The following is an 18,038-nucleotide window of genomic DNA, read 5'->3' as shown; positions in this document are numbered from 1 at the left end:
CCAGGTGGCTTCGTGCTCGGCGGTGGTTCGCATCCCGATGGCGGAGTGTGGCCGGGTGGTGCCCGTACCAGTGGACCCACTCGGCGGTGGCGACCTCGACGGCGTCGATGTCCTCCCAAGGGCCCTGGTTGCGGATCAGCTCGGCCTTGTACAGCGAGTTGAGCGCCTCGGCCAGAGCATTGTCGTAGGAATCCCCCTTAGAGCCTACAGAGGCGACTGCCTCGCAGTCGGACAGGGCCTGCCCATAGCGAATGGACCGGTACTGCACCCCACGGTCGGAGTGGTGCACCAGGCCCGTCAGGTCAGCACCGGCTCGTTTCCGCTGCCAGACGGCCATCTGAAGGGCGTCCAGGGCCAGGTCGGTGTACAGGCTCGTGGAGGTCTGCCAGCCCACGATTCGCCGCGAGAAGACATCGGTGACGAAGGCGACGTAGACCCACCCGGAGAACGTACGCACGTAGGAGGGGGTACCTCCCGCTTGCGGGGGAATGTCGGCGACCCACAGCTCGTTCGGCCTGAACGCGCTGAAATGCCTTTTGACGAGGTCGGCCGGGCACTGCTCTCGCGGTGCGCTGCGCGTGGTGTGCGGGGACCTGGCGCGGCGGACGCCGCGCAGACCCAGGTCGCCCATGAGGCGTTCGACGGTGCACCGGGCCACGTGACCGGCACCGTGACGCTCGGCGGCCTCGGGTCGGCCCCGCATCACGTGCATCTTGCGGGCCCCCAGCACCGAGTAGCTGGTTCTTGTGGACCTTGGATATCTCGGCCTTGAGGGTCTCGTCGCGCAGGCTCCTGGCGCTAGGAGGCCGGCTACGGCGGGCGTAGTAGGTACTCGGGGCGATCTGCACACCAGCCTCGCTGAGCGTAGTGCAGATCGGCTCGACCCCGAACTCCTCCTTGCGGGAGTCGATGTACTGGCAGATCAACGGGATGGGCGGTCGAGCTCCGCCGCGAAGAAAGCCGACGCACTCTTCAGGATCGCGTTGGCTCTTCGCAGCTCTCGGACCTCTTTCTCAAGTTCCTTGATTCGCTGCGCCTCGTCGGTGGTGGTTCCCGGCCTCAGACCACCATCGACCTGGGCCTTCTTGACCCAGGTGCGCAGAGCCTCGGGATGGACACCCAGCTCGTCGGCGATCCTGCGGATCGCGCCCTTGGCCCGCGCCGAATCCTCCAGCGCCTCCAAGGTCATCCTCGTGGCCCGCTCGCGCAGCTCATCGGGGTACTTCTTCTGTCCCATGACAGTGATCCTTCCGTGTCATCACTGCCTCCATCAAACCCGGGACGATTCAGTCCTTCCAACGGAGGGGCTTACACATACCATTGAACACGCTCGGCCTGCCCGTAGCGGATGGACCGGTACTGCACCCCACGGTCGGAGTGGTGCACCAGGCCCGTCAGATCAGCACCGGCCTCCCGCCCGAGCGAGCGTCTCAGAAGCGAGGAGACAGCACATGAGACGCACCGCCCCTGAGAAGCACCGCGCAGCCCGTGAGGCCTTGAATGACAAGGCTGAAAGAACACCGCTGTGGTTCATCCACATCTGTGGACACAGGTGTGGAAACACAAGGCTGTAGTTATCCACAGGCCTGTCCACACATGGGGAAAGTCGACGTGGGTTGTGGGGAGCCGGTTGTCCACGGATCCACAGACGACCTGGGGAGGAAGGAGGAGCGGGCCGAGCCCCTGGCGCAGGGTCGTGGGGATACGCAGTGGCTCCGGCTCGGGTCCCCTCCTTGGGACGAGCCCCTCGACGATGCGATCAAGCAGCTCTGTCAGCCGGCTCAACCCGCTCCGTCGATGCCCCGAAGTGTGGAGACACCGCTCACGACAAGGCCCCCGAGCCGGTGCTCGGGGGCCTACGCGGATGCCTGATCGCGGGAGTGTCTGAAACCTGTCACTTCCAGCGCAGCAGACCGAGGAAGCCCGACATCATGATGAGGAAGCCGATGTAGAGGTTGCCATTGAACAGCCAGTCGCCGCCGTGGTGCTCGACGAAGTAGGGCAGCGGGTACTTGCCCTGGAAGAGGTAGGTGGCGACAACCCACAGCAGCCCGATGACCAGGAGCGTCACCATGGTGGGGGCGTACCAGCGCGGCGAGGCAGTGTCCTTGATCTTCTTGGGGGTGCGCGAGACTCGGTTCGCCGCGGCGCGCGACTCCTCCTCGAGGGCCTTGGCCGCCTTGGCCGGGTTGCCGGAGCGCTTAGGGTGCTTCTTCTTCGACGACGACGAGCTCTTCTTCGAGTCCTTGTCCGCCGTGGTCTTCTTCTCCGTCTTCTCAGAGGCGGCAGAGTCCTTCGTCGAGCCCTTGTCCTTCTCAGCGCTCTTCGCGCTGTTCTGCTCCGAGCTCTTCTTCGAGACCTTCTCCGAGCTCTTGTCGGCGTCGTCCGTTGTGGACTTCTTCTCCAAGGCCACCCTGGGTCTCCTCACTGGTTGGGGATGGTGGCATGAGACCACCGCAATACATCCGGGCCTAGCCTAGGACATGCTGTCAGGCTTCCTCACGGTGCACCTTGTGATGAGTCCACCACTCCTGGCTGGTCATGTGGGGGGTGTACCCCCTTAGACTGGCCGTTAGCCCGATGATGTCCCAGTTCTGAGGAGGGGCGATGACTGGAGGAGGTCTTGTGCGACACCGAGCACCCGGCCAGAGTCGTGCTGTCCGAATCTTCAACGGCACCTTGACCGGAATCGGTGAGCTGCTCATCACCGCCGGCCTCGTCGTCGCCCTCTTCCTGTGCTGGCAGCTGTGGTGGACCGGCATTGACGCCAACGCCAGCGCGCAGGCGGTGGCCACCCAGTTCCACCAGAAGCAGGTCCAGTCACCTCAGAAGGCCGGCACGGAGCACTATGATGCTCCGCCCGTCATGGAGCAGGTCGGCTACGGCGAGACCATCGGGATGCTCATCGTCCCCAAGTGGTACGGCATCACCAACAACAACATGCCCATCATGGAGGGCACCGGATCCGACGTCCTGGACCAGGCCGCGGCGGGCCACTACACCAACACCCAGCAGCTCGGCGAGCTCGGCAACTTCGCGATCGCCGGGCACCGCCGCACCTACGGCAACTCCTTCCGCCGCATCGACCTGCTCCAGGAGGGCGACGAGATCATCGTCTCCACCGCCAAGACCTGGTACGTGTTCAGGGTGACCGGCCACGAGATCGTCCAGCCCGAGCAGGTCGAGGTCATCGCCCCAGTCCCCAACCAGCCGGACGCTCAGCCCACCGACCGGTACATCACGTTGACCACCTGCCACGGATCGACCGCCGGCGAGTTCGGCAACGACCAGCGCTGGATCGTCCACGCGCAGTTCAAGTACTGGATGGATCGCTCCGAGGGACGTCCGAAGTCCGTGCTCAACGACCCGGGGGTCAACTGATGTACGGCTTCATCTGGCGGCACCTTCCGGGCCCCGCGTGGCTCAAGGCCATCGAGTCGCTCATCCTCATCGCCGGAGTCGTCTACGTGCTCATGCAGTACGTCTTCCCCTGGGCCAACGCCACCTGGCACCTGTCCGGCAACGCCGACGTCGGCTGACCACAACCGGAAGCCGCGGGTCTTCGCCGCTATCGGCCGTCATTGATGCGGAACGAGGGGTCCCGACCGTCACCAGACGGTTGGGGACCCGGCCGCATGCGCGTGCGTCGTACTGCTTAGCGCTTCATGAGTCGCCTGACGAGCTTGCGCAGCTCGTCGACCCACAGGACCAGGGAGGCCATGATGACGACCACCGCCCAGTGGGTCAGGTCCAACGACCTCGTCGAGAAAGCCGCCTGCAGGAAGGGCACCTCCACCACGGCGACCTGAAGCACCAGGGTCAGGCTGATCGCACCCCAGAGCCACTTGTTGACGAAGAGGTGACTGAAGGCGCTGACCGTCTCCGAGCGCGAGTTGAGCGTGTTGAACAGCTGTGCCAGGACCAGCGTGGAGAAGACCGCTGTGCGGGCGGTGTCCAGGTCGTCGGTGGACAGGGAAGTCTCGATGAGGCCGCCGGGCAGGAAGAGGTCTAGCGTCGCCAGGGTCGAGACGGCCATGACCGCACCGATCAGCAGCACGCCGCTCCACATGGCGCCGTCGACCACTCGTTCCGTGGGCTTGCGCGGTGGGCGGGCCATGACGTCCTCCACGGAGGGGTCCACGCCCATGGCCAGGGCCGGTCCGGAGTCGGTGACCAGGTTGATCCACAGGATCTGGGTGGCCAGCAGCGGCAGGACCACGCCGGACTCGCTGTGCCCGCTCAGGCCGATGACTCCCGAGAGCACCACGCCGCCAAAGACCGTGAGGACCTCACCCATGTTGGAGGACAGCAGGAAGCGCAGGAACTTCTTGATGTTGTCAAAGATGCGCCGGCCCTCACGCACGGCGTCGACGATGGTGGCGAAGTTGTCGTCCGCCAGGACCATCGTGGCGGCCTCCTTGGTCACCTGGGTTCCGGTGACGCCCATGGCCACGCCGATGTCCGCAGCGCGCAGGGCCGGGGCGTCGTTGACGCCGTCGCCGGTCATGGAGACCGTGTGGCCCTGCGACTTCAGGGCGCCGACGATCCGCATCTTGTGCTCGGGGGCGACGCGCGCGTACACGCTGGTGGTGGCTACGGCCCGGGACAGGACCTCGTCGTCCATCGTCTCCAGCTCCCGGCCGGTGAGGACCGGGGCGCCCCGTTCGACGATGCCCAGGTCCGCTGCGATGCGTCCGGCGGTGGCCGGGTGGTCGCCGGTGATCATGAGGACGCGCACGCCCGCCCGGTGCGCCTCGGCCACGGCCACGGCCGCCTCGGGGCGCGGCGGGTCGATGATGCCGACGATGCCGGCCAGTACCAGATCCCGCTCCAAGTCCGACAGGTCCGCCTCGCCGTCGCCGGCGGCGGCCTCGCGCACGCGGGCGGCCTCCTCATCGGTGAGGAGCCGGTAGCCGACCCCCAGGGTGCGCAGTGCCCGGCCCGACATGTCCGCGATGCGCTCGGTGAACCGGGCCCGGGCCTGACCGGTCAGCTCGGTGGAGGCCTCGCCCAGGCGCATCTGCGTGCAGTGCTCCATGAGGATATCCGGGGCGCCCTTGGAGACGATGATCGTGCCGTGCTCGGTGTCGGTGAGCAGCACCGACATCATCTTGCGCTCGGAGGTGAAGGGGACCTCGCCGACGCGCTCGAAGCGGCCCTCGCGCTGGCCATCGGTGCCGAGCTTCCTCTCCGCGACCAGGAAGGCGCCCTCGGTCGGGTCACCGACGACGCTCCACACGTCCTCGTCGGCGCTGAGCTCGGCGTCGGAGGCCAGCGCCCCGCCGGAGAGGACCACGGTGACCTCGTCGCGCAGGGGCCCTTCGAGGGGATCGGCGTCGGGGCGACCGTCACGGTCGGTGTCGGGGGCGACCTCGCCGTCGGGCGCGTACCCGATGCCGGTGACCACGCAGGTGCCCGAGGCCGTGACGACTTCCTGGATCGTCATCTCCGAGCGGGTGAGGGTACCGGTCTTGTCCGAGCAGATGACTGAGGCCGAGCCGAGGGTCTCCACGCTGGTGAGCCTCTTGACCACGGCCTTGTGGGTGGCCATGCGCTGCACACCCAGGGCCAGGACTACCGACAGGATCGCGGGCAGGCCCTCGGGCACAGCGGCCACGGCCAGCGAGACGCCCAGCAGGAGGGCGTGGACGATCGTGTCCGGTGTGCGATCCCGCGCCAGGAGCAGCAGGGTTCCCACAACCACGACGGCGATGATGACGACGACGATCCCCAGCATCGTGGAGATCACGTGGATCTCCTTCTGCAGGGGCGTGTCCTCCTCCTCGACGGAGTCGAGCATCTGCGCGATCGCGCCCATCTCGGTGTCGGCCCCGGTGGCGACGACGACGGCGCGTCCCGTCCCCTGGGCCACGGAGGTGCCCCGGTAGACCATGCAGGTGCGGTCAGCCAGGTCGGTGTCGGTGCCGACCGCCTCGGGGGTCTTGATGACCGCGTCGGCCTCACCGGTGAGGGAGGACTCCACCACGCGCAGGGCGGCGGCCGAGACCAGGCGGGCGTCGGCGCCGACCTGGTCTCCCTCGCCCAGGACGAGGACGTCGCCGATCACGAGCTCGGAGGAGGGGATGACCAGGCGCGCGCCGTCGCGCAGCACCGTGGAGGTCGCCTCGGTCATGGCGGACAGGGCGGCGACGGCGTCGGCGGCCTTGTTCTCCTGGACGAATCCGAGGATGGCGTTGAGGGTGACGACGGCGACGATGACGATGGAGTCCACCGGCACGCCCTCGGCGCCCTCCAGGACCCAGGCGATGGTGGAGATGACGATGGCGGCCAGCAGGAGGTAGACGAGCGGATCGTTGAACTGGCCCAGGAAGCGCAGCCAGGCGGGCGTCGGCGGCTTGGAGGGCAGCTCGTTGGGGCCGTTGGCGGCCAGGCGGCCGGCCGCGACCTGCCGGCTCAGACCGCAGGAGACATCGGTGCCGAGCTCGGTGGCGACGACGTCGGCCGAGCGGGAGTAGGGGCGGGGCTGCGTCGATGGCTCTGTGCCGGCCGGATCGAACGAGGTGTCCATGGCGGGTGCTGTGGGCATGGACGCTATCCCATCAACGGCGGATTGCTTTGACAAGCTCTGGGAGAGATCTACGGGCTGAGACAGCCCAGGGGAACGACGAGGACGCCGTCGTCGCGCTGATAGGCCGTCGCCGTACCAGTGAGCACCATGAGGAACGAGGGTTCTCCCAGGGTCCTGGAGTCGACCCGGTCAGCCAGCTTGCGCAGGTTCGCGGCGGCCTCGTCGATCTGGGCGCTGCCGAGCTTGACCTCGACGAGTGCCCATCGGCCGTCGTCGAGCGCGATGACGGCGTCGGCCTCAAGACCCGACTGGTCCCGGTAGTGGAAGACGCTTCCTCCCAACGCCCCGCTGTAGATTCGCAGGTCGCGGACGCACAACGACTCGAACAGTAGCCCAAAGGTCTCGGGATCAAGGAGCAACCGTTGCGGGGTGAGCCTCAGGACGGCGGCGGCGATGGAAGGATCGGTGAAGTGGCGCGTCGGACTGGTCCGGATGGCGGTGCGCGATCGCAGTGAAGGGCTCCAGGCGGGAAGATCCTCAATGACGAAGGACTGCGAGAGTAGGTCGAGGTAGGGGCGCAGTGCATTCACCGAGAGGGTCTGCTCATCCTCCTGCATGTCGGCCCGCAGGGTGGTACCTGCGGCCTGTGTTGAGATATTGCGGGCGTAGGCTCGCAGGAGCGCCCGCATACGCAGACTCGACCGGTTGACTGAGTCGACGCGCGAGAGGTCCGAGTCGACCAGGGCGTCGACATAGTTTCGAGCGTACTGGATGGCCTCGGTGTCGTCCGGGTCCCGTACTGCCTCGGGCCACCCTCCACGGCATATTGCCTGGGCGATGCCGTCCACCGTCAGATCGGACAGGGACGCCGCGTCATGATCGCCGTCGAAGAGTGCTGTGAGTGAGACTGCTCGGTTGGACTCGAGGGACTCGGTCAAGGACATGGTGCGCATGACCAGCCGCTTGATGCGTCCGACGCCGGAGTGCGCGGGCTCAACGGAAGGGGTCGATGAACCGGTCAGGATGAACTGGCCGCGTGCCTGGCGGCGATCGACAGCGAAGCGCACGGCGTCCCACACCTGCGGAGCCATCTGCCACTCGTCGATCAGGCGTGGCACCTCTCCCTCGAGAAGTGCGGAGGGCTTGAGATCCGCCAGTTGAAGGTAGGCGGCGCTGTGGTCGGGGTCCTGGAGGTAGATGATGCTCGCAGCTGCCTGGGAGCCCGTCGCGGTCTTGCCGCACCACTTGGGGCCTTGGATGAGGACGGCCCCGGAGGTGCGCAACGCCGCAGACAGTTGCTGGTCCGCAACGCGGGGGAGGTAGTCGCTGCTGTCGCTGGGTTTCATGGATGTCCTTGCCGACGGAGGCGTGTCGTCACTCTATCCCAGTGTGAAGGTTGAAGCCATTTCAGTGTGAACTTTGGTGAGTTTTGAGTGTGAAGGTTGAAACGGCCTCGCGCACAAGGACGGAATCCGTGTGGGGGAACAAGGTGTCCTGTTCCCCCACACGGATTCCGCGTCCCCGTCAGCGGGGGAGCGTCGACTCAGGCCAGCGAAGGCTGGAGGCCGAGCGAGCCCACGAGGTGCTCGCGGTAGGCCGGGGAGCTGACCTTGTCCAGCCAGGCACGGGCCTCGGCCAGACGGCCCTCGATGCCCAGGCGCTCGACGACCTCCTCGTTGTTCTCCGCGGTGTAGAAGCGGGTGAGGTCCTCGATGGCCTGGTGGGCCTGGCGGGTGTCGCGGGCGACCTTGGCGTCCAGGCGCTGCGCGTACCACGACGAGCTCAGGATGTTCTCGCGCTCGAACAGGGCGCGGAACTCCGGGCTCGTCAGGTCCCAGCCCTCGCGAGAGGTGCCGTCGATCATGATCTCCAGCAGGGCCCGCAGCGGCGGCACGGCCCACTCGATGGAGCCGTCGGCCCGGTAGTGCTCGGCCACCACCTTGTGGGTGGTGACGATGATGTCCACCGAGTCGGCGAAGACCGCCTCATCCTGCAGCTCGGGACGCAGCATCTCCTCGGTGAAGACGACGTCGGGGTGCAGGAAGATCCGGCCGAAGAAGGTCGAGGCGAAGGACTGGTTCATCCGGTAGCCCAGGCGCGAGGCCTGGACGGTGCGGCCCTCGTACTCGAAGTCCTCGATGCGCTCGAGGTAGCCGCCCTCGATGAGGTGGTGGGCGTCCCGCTCCTCAACGCTCATGCGCGAGAAGATCTCCGGGATGAGCAGCGAGATGTCGTGGGCCACCTGCACCTTCGGGCCAATGTAGCCGGCCGAGGACAGCCAGCCGTCGTAGCCGCTGAGGGCGTAGGACAGCAGGGCCGCGTTGAGGTCGTAGATGGCCGGCAGGGCGTTGAACGGGGCCTTGGTGAGGGCCCCCTCGCTGCCGGCGCCCGTCGTCGAGGGGGACTTACCGGTCATGGAGGAGATGAACTCCATGAACAGCTCCGGCAGCTCCATGTAGTGCAGCGGGTTGTAGGCGCACAGCGGCGGAACCCCGTCCTCGGGCGGGTTGTTGCGGCGCCCGGCGGCGACGATGTCGACGCTGTGACGCAGCGCCTCGTCCAGGGGGACATCCCGGAAGAGGTGGTTGGTCAGGTCCGCCAGCGCCACATCCTTCGGGTTGGCGATGTCGGGACGCACCTGGAGGTAGCGGGGGTTCTTGGTGGGGGTGCCGTTGACCAGGCGCGGGTTGGCCGTGGAGACCCAGTAGGTCTGCTCGGCGGGGTCCTCGGCCTCGGGCAGGGCGGCGGCGCGGGCCACCAGGTCCTGCATGGGCTGGGTGAAGCGGGACAGGCCGGGGGCGTCGGCGGCCATCGCCCGGGCGTCGGCGGGCGTGAGCGGCTGGAAGTTGGAGATGAACAGGTCCGCCTGCGGATCCGACATGTCCGACTCGGTCTGCTTGTCGTAGCCGCGCACGATCGCGTCGTCGGGCCGCTGGAAGAGCAGGGACTCGCAGTTGGTGACGAACTTGCGCGACAGCTGCGAGTCCGGGGTGGAGACCAGGCCGCCGGGGGCCACGATCGAGGCGGTGATGTCGTCCTCGGTCTGGACCTTGGCCGCCGGGGAGAAGTCCGGGCGCAGGGACAGCAGGCGCCAGGCGCCGTCGTCCTCGAAGCCCACGCGCAGCATGTTGACCTTGATGACCTCACCGTCCAGGCGCAGGGAGTTGCCCTTGCGGCCGTTGATGATGCCCACGGAGAAGTGGCTGCGCCAGTCCTTGCCCCAGCTGGGCTGGTAGAAGCGCTTGACGGTGAAGATGAGCTCCTTGATGTGGGCCGGGATCGACTCCAGGAAGGCGTTGTACTCCTCGGTGTACATCGACGACGGCGTCAGCAGCTTGATGACGCTTCCCAGCGAGCGGCGCTCGGAGAGGATCGAGCGGTGGTGGGCGCTCTTGTTGGCCGGGTCGACGAAGCGGTCGGCGTAGTTGCCGTCGAGGATCGTCTGGACGGTGTCGAAGTCCTCGTCGACGTCGCCGACGTAGGCCTCACCGAAGACGAAGGCGTCCAGGAGGGCCTTGGAGATCTCTGACTTGCCGCCGCCGGAGACGGTGGCCGGCTTGTGGGCCTGCGTAGACCAGGGGGCGGTGCCCACCAGGTGCCACTGGGTGGCGTCGCCCTCGCGGTGCTTGGCGTGGACCCGGTAGCCGTTGGGGGCCACGTAGGTGTTGCCCACCAGCAGCGGGATCGAGGCCTCCTGACCGTCGGGGCGGGTCCAGGTGATCGTCTGGTTGCGCATCGAGTAGTGGGCGCCGGCGGGCACCAGCACCACGGTCGGGTCGTCGATGGCGACGGCGGAACCGTCCTCGCGCGTCTCGAAGCGGCCGGGGTTGCGCTCGATGACGTGCTCGAGGGTCAGGCCCTTGGGGGTGTGGACGTCGGTGTACTCCTGGCTCAGGTTGTAGCGCGGGTAGGCGACGGCGCCGCCGGCGTGCTCCTCCTCCACGCAGCCGAAGAGGTTGGCCGAGTACCCGATCTGGGTCTTGACCTCCTTCTTGCAGTAGCCGAAGTAGTTGTCCGCGATGATGGTGACGATGACGCCGCGCTCATCACGGGCCACGCACTTGAAGGCCTTGCCGCCGTTGTAGAGCTCGGCCTCGTCCTTCCAGCACTGGCCGTCGCGGCGCTGGCGCTCGGTGGCCTCCTCCCAGGAGGGCAGGCCCAGCTCCTTCTTGGTCAGGGTGGTCAGGTGCGGGGCGAGGATGACGCAGCCGGTGTGGCCGGTCCAGGACTCCGGGGCCAGGGAGGAGTCGTTCTCCGGCAGGTAGGGGTCACCGCCGTTGCCGAAGATGCCCTCGACGAAGTCCAGGTTGGAGACCAGGCCGCCGGGGGCGATGAAGCGGATCTCCATGGAGCGCTCGGCGGAGAAGCCGGGAACCTCGGGCACGACGACGGGGCGCAGCAGCAGCGACACGAAGCAGCGGGCCGGGTCCTCCTGCCGGGAGGCCCACGGCAGGGTCAGCAGGTCCTCGGGGGGCTCGACGGCGTGGGCCAGCAGGCGGGCGAAGACGTCGCGCGAGACGGCGATCTTGTCATCCGGGATCGGCAGGCCGCCCTCGGCGACGTGGAAGACGCCGGCGGTGGTGCGACGGTCGTTGCGGGGGTTGTGCAGGACGCCGCCGAGCACCCGGTAGCTCTCGACGTAGTCGGAGGTGAAGCTGGTGGAGTCTGCCGGCAGGGACAGGGCCCGCGCCAGGCCCGGCTGGTCCAGGACGAAGGTGGAGCGGGGCAGCCGTGGGGTGACGGCCGCGCCCTCCAGGTAGGAGTCGAGGAAGGTCTGGATGCGCTGGTCAGCCGCACAGGGGCGGTGGGCCAGCCGGCGGGAGAGCTCGCGCTGGCGTGCCAGGATCGGGGACATGAGACGATCCGCCTCACTCTGCTTGACCTGTGCCGGGGCGGCGATCCCCAGCAGCTCCAAACGCAGGGCGATGGCGGAAGTGGTGGCCGCGTCTGTAGTTGTCATGGCACGAGCCTAGACAGAACAGACGACACGGTCCTGTTACGTTCTGCCCAGAAGACCGACTTCAGTGGCGTGTCTGACATCACACTCGCCGGCCGGGTCGTTCTGAGTCGACCGCCGGTGCGACGTCGAGCGTTCAGGACAGGAGCATCTGGGACAGTGCGGTGCCCACGATGCAGGAGGTGAGGACCCCGATGAGCCCGGGCACCAGGAAGGAGTGGTTGATGACGTACTTGCCGATGTGAGTGGTGCCGGTGGGGTCGAAGCCGATCGCCGCCAGATCCGAGGGGTAGGTGGGCAGGATGAAGTACCCGTAGGAGGCACCGATGAACCCGACGACGATGACGGGGCTCACCCCGAGTGACAGGGCCATCGGGGCGACGATGAGCAGTCCGGCCGCCTGGGAGTTCACCAGCTTGCCGATGATGAACAGGACGATGGCGTACATCCACACGTGGTGGGACAGGACGCCCGAGAGACTGTGCTCCAGGTTCTCCAGATGGGCGTGGACGACCGTCTCAGTCATCCAGGCGACCCCGAAGATGGAGAACATGGCAGTGGCCCCGGCCTTGAACACGGTGGTGGAGGCGATCTTGCCGGCCTGTACCTTGCAAGTCAGCAGAATGAGCGCTCCGGCGGCGAGCATGACCATCTGGATGACCAGGTTCATGCTCAGGCGCTCCAGCGCGCCGTCGTCGCCCGTGGGGAACTGGGGGCGCAGCACCTCGAAGGCGCCCAGGACGACGACGGCGATGGCGCCCAGGAAGATCCAGGTGGCGCGGTAGGCCTCGGGCGGGAACACCTTGCCGACGAGGGTCTCGGAGCTGGAGTGGACGGCAGCGCGGAACTCCGGGTTCTCCAGGCGCTTCTGGTACTCCTCGTCCTGATCCAGGTCCTTGCCACGGCGCATCGACCACAGGGCGGCCAGGAGCACCCCGCACAACGACGCCGGGATGGAGACCGCCAGGATCTGCAGGACTGACCAGTGCCGGTCGGTGTTCTTGGCGATGATGGAGACGATGGAGACCGTGGCGACCGAGACCGGCGAGGCCGTGATGCCCATCTGGGCGGCGACCGAGGAGGCGGCCATGGGGCGTTCGGGCCGGATGTCCTTCTTGATGGCGATGTCCGCGATGATCGGCAGCATCGTGTAGACGACGTGGCCGGTCCCGCACAGGACGGTGAGGAACCAGGTGACGCACGGCCCCAGGATGGTGATCTGTTCGGGATGTCGACGCAGCACGCGCTCGGCCATCTGCATCATGACGTCCAGTCCGCCTGACTGCTGGAGGGTGGCCGCGCAGCCGATGACGGCCAGAATGGTGAGGATGACATCGACCGGGGCCTCGCCCGGCTCCAGGCGGAAGCCGAAGACGAGGATCAGCAGCCCGATCCCGGCGATGAGGCCGAGGGCGATCCCGCCCTTCTTCGCCCCGATGATGAGGCAGGTGAGGATGATGACGACTTGAAGGATGATGCTGAGGGCCTGAAGGGCTGAGCTGGCGTCCATGGCGGATCTCCCCGGTTGGGCGGGACGGGCGAGGGTCGGCGCTGGCCTGGCGGGCGAGGAGCCGATGCGTGAAACTGACCACCTGTCTGGATTGTGCCCAGTGTCTCATCAGCCGTCGGGGACTATTGTCCTGGTGGGTATCGGCTGTTTTCGGAGTACTTCGTTGACGGCTGGGCGCGAACTCACATTCTGGCTCCGGTAGCGCCGTCACCGGCCCTCAAAGCGCATGAGTGCACTGTTCGGAGCGATTTAGGTGACAACCGGATAACGTGAGTCGGTGGCGTCATGGCTGGTTCCCAGGTCCACATCGCTACCATCACGACCCCGTGTTCCCTCATACTGGACGCATGTCGACGCCCAATGCGGCTTGTCCGCAGCGATCACTCCGATCGCCGTCGACGGTCCTGCTGGACGGTGACCGGTTTGTGAGTCGGCGCCAGCAGCCAACATCGGTCATGATGAGGACCTCATGTCGCAACCGGAGCGTTATCCCCCGCACCGTCGCGGCACCCAGTCACCTCCATGACAGTCAACCGAAACGAGGAGCGCGTGGCAGAAGGCACGAGTGGGAGCGGACCCAGCCGCCCCGTCGGCAACAAGCTGAGCCAGGTGGCCAGCGCCGGTCGCCAGTCCCTGGGCAGGATCTCGGGGGCCGGTAAGAAGCCCGGAAAGGGGCGCAAGCGGTCGACGGCCGAGCGTTCCAAGGACGCCGCCTCGGGGCGCAAGCGCCGTTTCTTCAACTACCCCCGCGCCGGCAAGGGGAAGATCCACCGCTGGATCCCCAGCTGGCGGTTCGTCCTGGGCGTCTTCCTGCTGGGGGTGCTCAGCGCCGTCGGCGCCTTCATGTGGGCCTACAACACCATCAAGGTGCCCAAGCCCAGTGAGTTCGCGCTGGCTCAGAGCAGCACGGTCTACTACGCCGACGGAACCACGGAGATGGGGAAGTTCGCCGAGATCAACCGGCAGTCCGTGGACGCCTCCACCCTGCCGGACTATGTGGGCAACTCGGTGGTGGCCTCTGAGGACCGCTCCTTCTACTCCAACAAGGGCGTCGACCCCAAGGGCATCGCGCGCGCCCTGATCAACAACCTGCGCGGAGGCGATACCCAGGGCGCCTCGACCCTGACGCAGCAGTACGTGAAGAACTACTACGTCGACACCACGAGCTCCTACTCCGGCAAGTTCAAGCAGGCCATCATGGCCATCAAGATCGACCGGGAGAAGCCCAAGAAGGAGATCCTGGGCGACTACCTCAACACGGTTTACTACGGCCGCGGCGCCTACGGCATCGAGGCCGCCTCGCAGGCCTTCTTCGGCCATCCCGCCAAGGAGATGACCCCTTCGGAGGCCGCGCTCCTAGCGGGGATCCTGCCGTCCCCCAGCGCCTGGGACCCGGCCGAGAACTCGAAGAAGGCCGAGGAGCGGTGGGGACGAGTCCTGCAGTTCATGCTCGACGACGGCTACATCACCCAGGCCCAGTACAACGAGGCCAAGCAGGCGGGGATGCCCAAGACCGAGGAGTCCCAGACGAAGCAGATCTACGCTGGCACCAACGGCTACCTGCTTCAGATGGTGCGCGCCGAGCTTGAGAGCAAGGCCAAGATCTCGCCCGAGCAGATCGACACCGGCGGTTTCAAGATCGTCACCACGATCAACAAGAAGGACCAGGAGGCCGCCGTCAACGCGGTCAACTCCCTGCCTCCCGGCGCCTCGCCGAACCTGCGCAAGGCGCTGGTGTCCATCGACCCCAAGACGGGCGGTCTGCTGGCGCTCTACGGGGGTGATGACTACCTGACCAGTCAGGTCAACACCTCCACTGATGCCATCGCGCAGGCCGGCTCCACCTTCAAGCCCTTCGCGCTGGTGGCCGCCCTGGAGAACGGGTGGTCCTTGGACAGTGGTTATCCGGCCACCTCGCCGATGACCATTGAGGGCCATCAGTTCCAGAACTTCAGAAACGTCTCCCTGAAGTGGGCCAGCCTCACCCAGGCCACGGAGCAGTCGCTCAACACCCCCTACCTCCAGCTCAATCAGGAGCTCTTGAATGCCCCGGACCTGCAGAAAGAGAAAGGGGTCACGGCCAAGGTGGCGAACCGCGCCGGCTACCCGGAGAACACCGAGGGGTTGAAGACCACGGAGCAGCGGACTCTCGTCCAGAACGTGCTCGGGTCGGCCTCCCCGCACACGATTGACATCGCGACGGCCTACTCCACCTTCGCCTCGCAGGGCATCCGGCACGACACCCACATCGTGGCCTCCCTCAAGAACTCCGACGGAACGAACCGCTACACGGCGGACACCAAGGGGCATCGAGAGTTCGATGAGGACGTCATGGCGGACACGACCTACGCCCTCCAGCAGGTCGTCTCCGGCCCGAATGGAAGTGCGGACAAGGTGGCAACCCACATGGATCGCCCGGTCGCTGCGAAGACCGGATCGTCGTCGGACAACAAGTCCGCCCAGTTCGTGGGCTTCACTCCGCAGGTGGTCACCGCGGTGACCCTCTACCAGACCGGGACGGACGGCTCGGAGGAGTCGATCGAGCCCTGGGGCGAGTACGACGAGATCACCGGGTCGACCTACCCGGCGGACATCTTCATCGACTACATGACGGTCGCCCACGAGGGGCTTGCGGTCGAGGAGTTCCCGCCGCCGGCTGAGCTGCTGGCCACCCGTGGCGGGACGGTTCCGCAGACCGCCAAGCCCACCGGCCAGCCGGAGGAGGAGTCGACCGCGGCCCCTACCGGCCAACCGGAGGCGACTGCGGCCCCCACCCAGCAGCCCACCGCCGAGCCGACTCAGCAGGGCACGCAGCCCGGCAACGAGGGAGTCCCTTCGCAGGAACCAACGAGTAGCAGCGAAATCCAGCCGGGGGCGACTGCACCGCCAGATGATCAGAAGCCCCCGGATCAAAACCAGCAGCCTCCTAACAGACAACCACAGGAGGAGAAGCAGGCTGTCCAACAGGGTGGTTAGTAGCTGCTGCATGATTGACGCCTGCCTCTTGACGGACGCCTGACGGTGGGCCGACGACGTGTTGCATGGCACGTCGTCGGCCCACCGTCTCGGCTTTCAGGGCCACCCGGTTGTCCGGTAGTGTGGCGAACTGGCTGCGCCGTCAGGCGGAAGGCGGAATGAAGCCTGTTTCCGCCGGATGGTGCGCCGCACGCATCACCCTCCTGTCACGGAAGGACCGTGACCGCCATAGACCAGAGGAGGTGGGTACCAAGCATGCGTCACTACGAGATCATGATCATCCTCGACCCCGAGACGGACGAGCGCACCGCCAACGCGACGCTCGAGAAGCTGCTGCAGGTCGTCCCCAGCAACGGGGGCACCGTGGACAAGGTCGACATCTGGGGCAAGCGCCGGCTGGCCTACGACATCAAGAAGAAGTCCGAGGGCTTCTACGCCGTCGTGGACATGACCACCACGCCCGAGATCGCCCAGGAGCTCGACCGCCAGCTCGGCCTCAACGAGACCGTCCTGCGCACCAAGCTGCTGCGTCCCGAGGCCTGAGCCTCTACCGGGAACGGAGACAACGCCATGGCCGGAGACACCATCATCACCATCGTCGGGAACCTCACCGCGGACCCCGAGATGCGCTTCACGCCCTCCGGGGCAGCGGTGGCCTCCTTCACGGTCGCCTCCACGCCGCGCACCTTCGACCGCCAGGCCGGCGAGTGGAAGGACGGGGAGACCCTGTTCATGCGCTGCTCGATCTGGCGCGACGCCGCGGAGAACGTGGCCGAGTCGCTGACCAAGGGCACGCGCGTCATCGTCCAGGGCCGCCTGGTCCAGCGCTCCTACACCACCCGTGAGGGCGAGAACCGCACGGTGGTGGAGATGCAGGTCGACGAGATCGGCCCCTCCCTGCGCTACGCCAAGGCCCAGGTCACCCGCCAGCCGCGCGGCGGCGGCCAGGGTGGCTTCGGCGGAGGCCAGGGCGGCCAGGGCGGCGGCTTCGGCGGCAGCCAGGGCGGTCAGGGCGGATACAACCAGAGTGGCCCCCAGCAGGGCGGCTACAACGGCGGTGGCGGCTTCGGCGGCCAGGGCCAGTCCGGGTACAACGCCCCCGCCGGCGGCGCCGCGGACGACCCGTGGGCCACGGGCGGCTCCACCTCCTTCGGTGACGAGCCCCCGTTCTGAGTCGCGACGTCGTCGATCCGTCCCCTCACACATAACACTTTTCATCTCGTAGAGCGCCCAGGCGCTCAGACCAAGGAGTACCACCATGGCGAAGCCCCAACTTCGCAAGCCGAAGAAGAAGGTCAGCCCCGTCAAGGCCATCAAGGTCGGCACCATCGACTACAAGGACACCGCCACGCTGCGGAAGTTCATCTCCGACCGCGGCAAGATCCGCGCCCGTCGCGTCACCGGCGTCTCCGTCCAGGAGCAGCGCAAGATCGCCAAGGCCGTGAAGAACGCCCGCGAGATGGCTCTGCTGCCCTACTCGAGCTCGGCTCGCTGATCGGAGGCACGCGCAATGACCACCAAGCTCATCCTCACGCACGACGTCTCCCACCTCGGCTCCGCCGGCGAGGTCGTGGAGGTCAAGGACGGCTACGCCCGTAACTACCTCCTGCCCCGCAAGCTGGCCACCCCGTGGACCAAGGGCGCCCAGCGCCAGATCGACCAGATGGCCGAGGCGCGCCGCAAGCGCTCCATCGAGTCCCTCGAGCACGCCCAGGCCGCTCGCGCCTGGCTGCAGGAGAACGTCGTGACCGTCTCCGCCACCGCCGGTGACAACGGCCGCCTCTTCGGCGCCGTCACCACCGCGACCCTGGCCGACGCCGTCAAGGCCGCCGGTGGCCCCGCCGTCGACCGCCGCAAGATCCAGGTCGTGCCGCCGATCAAGTCGACCGGCCGCCACAGCGCCTCCGTGCGCCTGCACGCCGACGTCGTGGCCCCCCTCGAGGTCAACGTCGTTCCCGCGCGCTGAGCGCCGGGCATCCTTCCGCCGTCGGGCCGGGTCCTCCCCGTGGGGACTCCGGCCCGACGGCGTCGTGCTGGGTCGTGCCGGCTGTCCGGTTCGTAGGGTA

12 protein-coding genes, 1 pseudogene and 1 other annotated feature are annotated in these 18,038 nt (G+C 67.2%); of the genes and pseudogenes, 7 read left to right on the top strand and 6 right to left on the bottom strand.

Annotated features, from left to right (window positions below):
• Both BKH20_RS13635 and BKH20_RS01375 read right to left on the bottom strand, forming a co-directional pair.
• Positions 1-1,237: pseudogene (locus BKH20_RS13635) on the bottom strand (IS3 family transposase); the annotation flags it as partial.
• Positions 834-962 (bottom strand) — a sequence feature (AL1L pseudoknot). It overlaps the preceding pseudogene by 129 nt.
• A 657-nt stretch (positions 1,238-1,894) precedes the next feature.
• Complete coding sequence (locus tag BKH20_RS01375; RefSeq protein ID WP_075389644.1) at positions 1,895-2,413, bottom strand: cell division protein CrgA; 519 nt, start codon at positions 2,411-2,413, stop codon at positions 1,895-1,897.
• A 194-nt stretch (positions 2,414-2,607) separates the two neighbouring features.
• On the opposite strand from BKH20_RS01375, the gene BKH20_RS01370 reads away from it, so the two are divergent.
• Both BKH20_RS01370 and BKH20_RS14195 read left to right on the top strand, forming a co-directional pair.
• Complete coding sequence (locus BKH20_RS01370; protein WP_075373012.1) at positions 2,608-3,381, top strand: class E sortase; 774 nt, start codon at positions 2,608-2,610, stop codon at positions 3,379-3,381.
• Positions 3,381-3,539: a hypothetical protein gene (locus BKH20_RS14195; protein ID WP_009406747.1), complete on the top strand. Its 159-nt coding sequence runs from the start codon at positions 3,381-3,383 to the stop codon at positions 3,537-3,539. Before BKH20_RS01370 ends, BKH20_RS14195 begins: the two co-directional genes overlap by 1 nt.
• 116 nt (positions 3,540-3,655) lie before the next feature.
• Here the strand turns inward: BKH20_RS14195 and BKH20_RS01365 are convergent, their stop codons facing one another.
• From BKH20_RS01365 to BKH20_RS01350, 4 genes are all read right to left on the bottom strand, one after another.
• On the bottom strand, positions 3,656-6,547 hold the full coding sequence (locus BKH20_RS01365; RefSeq protein ID WP_143224922.1) for a cation-translocating P-type ATPase: 2,892 nt from the start codon (positions 6,545-6,547) through the stop codon (positions 3,656-3,658).
• A gap of 50 nt (positions 6,548-6,597) precedes the next feature.
• Positions 6,598-7,875: an ATP-binding protein gene (locus BKH20_RS01360; protein WP_075389642.1), complete on the bottom strand. Its 1,278-nt coding sequence runs from the start codon at positions 7,873-7,875 to the stop codon at positions 6,598-6,600.
• A gap of 197 nt (positions 7,876-8,072) precedes the next feature.
• On the bottom strand, positions 8,073-11,489 hold the full coding sequence (locus BKH20_RS01355) for a hypothetical protein (protein ID WP_075389641.1): 3,417 nt from the start codon (positions 11,487-11,489) through the stop codon (positions 8,073-8,075).
• A 133-nt stretch (positions 11,490-11,622) separates the two neighbouring features.
• Positions 11,623-12,996 (bottom strand): anaerobic C4-dicarboxylate transporter, encoded by a 1,374-nt coding sequence (locus tag BKH20_RS01350; protein ID WP_075389640.1) that lies wholly within the window; start codon positions 12,994-12,996, stop codon positions 11,623-11,625.
• Between the two features lie 522 nt (positions 12,997-13,518).
• Between BKH20_RS01350 and BKH20_RS01345 the strand changes: the two genes are divergently transcribed.
• From BKH20_RS01345 to rplI, 5 genes are all read left to right on the top strand, one after another.
• On the top strand, positions 13,519-15,972 hold the full coding sequence (locus BKH20_RS01345; protein WP_256692971.1) for a transglycosylase domain-containing protein: 2,454 nt from the start codon (positions 13,519-13,521) through the stop codon (positions 15,970-15,972).
• A 255-nt stretch (positions 15,973-16,227) separates the two neighbouring features.
• Entirely contained in the window at positions 16,228-16,515 is a 288-nt protein-coding gene (gene rpsF, locus BKH20_RS01340) for a 30S ribosomal protein S6 (protein ID WP_003788455.1), read from the top strand.
• Positions 16,516-16,542: 27 nt separating this feature from the next.
• Positions 16,543-17,145, top strand: a complete 603-nt coding sequence (locus BKH20_RS01335) for a single-stranded DNA-binding protein (RefSeq protein ID WP_075389639.1) — start codon at positions 16,543-16,545, stop codon at positions 17,143-17,145.
• Positions 17,146-17,230: 85 nt separating this feature from the next.
• A complete protein-coding gene (gene rpsR, locus BKH20_RS01330) occupies positions 17,231-17,467 on the top strand; it encodes a 30S ribosomal protein S18 (protein WP_003783656.1) in 237 nt (78 codons plus the stop codon).
• A 15-nt stretch (positions 17,468-17,482) separates the two neighbouring features.
• A complete protein-coding gene (rplI, locus tag BKH20_RS01325; RefSeq protein ID WP_075389638.1) occupies positions 17,483-17,938 on the top strand; it encodes a 50S ribosomal protein L9 in 456 nt (151 codons plus the stop codon).
• The last annotated feature ends 100 nt before the right edge of the window (positions 17,939-18,038 follow it).

Origin of the sequence: Actinomyces oris (assembly GCF_001937445.1) — a bacterium.
Taxonomy (GTDB): Bacteria; Actinomycetota; Actinomycetes; order Actinomycetales; family Actinomycetaceae; genus Actinomyces; species Actinomyces acetigenes.
The sequence above is the reverse complement of the archived record's forward strand: the minus strand, read 5'-3'. Positions and strand labels throughout refer to the sequence as shown.

What these genes read in the sequence shown, in the direction of transcription:
- BKH20_RS01370 (WP_075373012.1), top strand. Translation starts at nt 2,608, where the DNA reads ATGACTGGAGGAGGTCTTGTGCGACACCGAGCACCCGGCCAGAGTCGT.
- BKH20_RS14195 (WP_009406747.1), top strand. Translation starts at nt 3,381, where the DNA reads ATGTACGGCTTCATCTGGCGGCACCTTCCGGGCCCCGCGTGGCTCAAG.
- BKH20_RS01365 (WP_143224922.1), bottom strand. Translation starts at nt 6,547, where the DNA reads ATGCCCACAGCACCCGCCATGGACACCTCGTTCGATCCGGCCGGCACA.
- BKH20_RS01360 (WP_075389642.1), bottom strand. Translation starts at nt 7,875, where the DNA reads ATGAAACCCAGCGACAGCAGCGACTACCTCCCCCGCGTTGCGGACCAG.
- BKH20_RS01355 (WP_075389641.1), bottom strand. Translation starts at nt 11,489, where the DNA reads ATGACAACTACAGACGCGGCCACCACTTCCGCCATCGCCCTGCGTTTG.
- BKH20_RS01350 (WP_075389640.1), bottom strand. Translation starts at nt 12,996, where the DNA reads ATGGACGCCAGCTCAGCCCTTCAGGCCCTCAGCATCATCCTTCAAGTC.
- BKH20_RS01345 (WP_256692971.1), top strand. Translation starts at nt 13,519, where the DNA reads ATGACAGTCAACCGAAACGAGGAGCGCGTGGCAGAAGGCACGAGTGGG.
- rpsF (WP_003788455.1), top strand. Translation starts at nt 16,228, where the DNA reads ATGCGTCACTACGAGATCATGATCATCCTCGACCCCGAGACGGACGAG.
- BKH20_RS01335 (WP_075389639.1), top strand. Translation starts at nt 16,543, where the DNA reads ATGGCCGGAGACACCATCATCACCATCGTCGGGAACCTCACCGCGGAC.
- rpsR (WP_003783656.1), top strand. Translation starts at nt 17,231, where the DNA reads ATGGCGAAGCCCCAACTTCGCAAGCCGAAGAAGAAGGTCAGCCCCGTC.
- rplI (WP_075389638.1), top strand. Translation starts at nt 17,483, where the DNA reads ATGACCACCAAGCTCATCCTCACGCACGACGTCTCCCACCTCGGCTCC.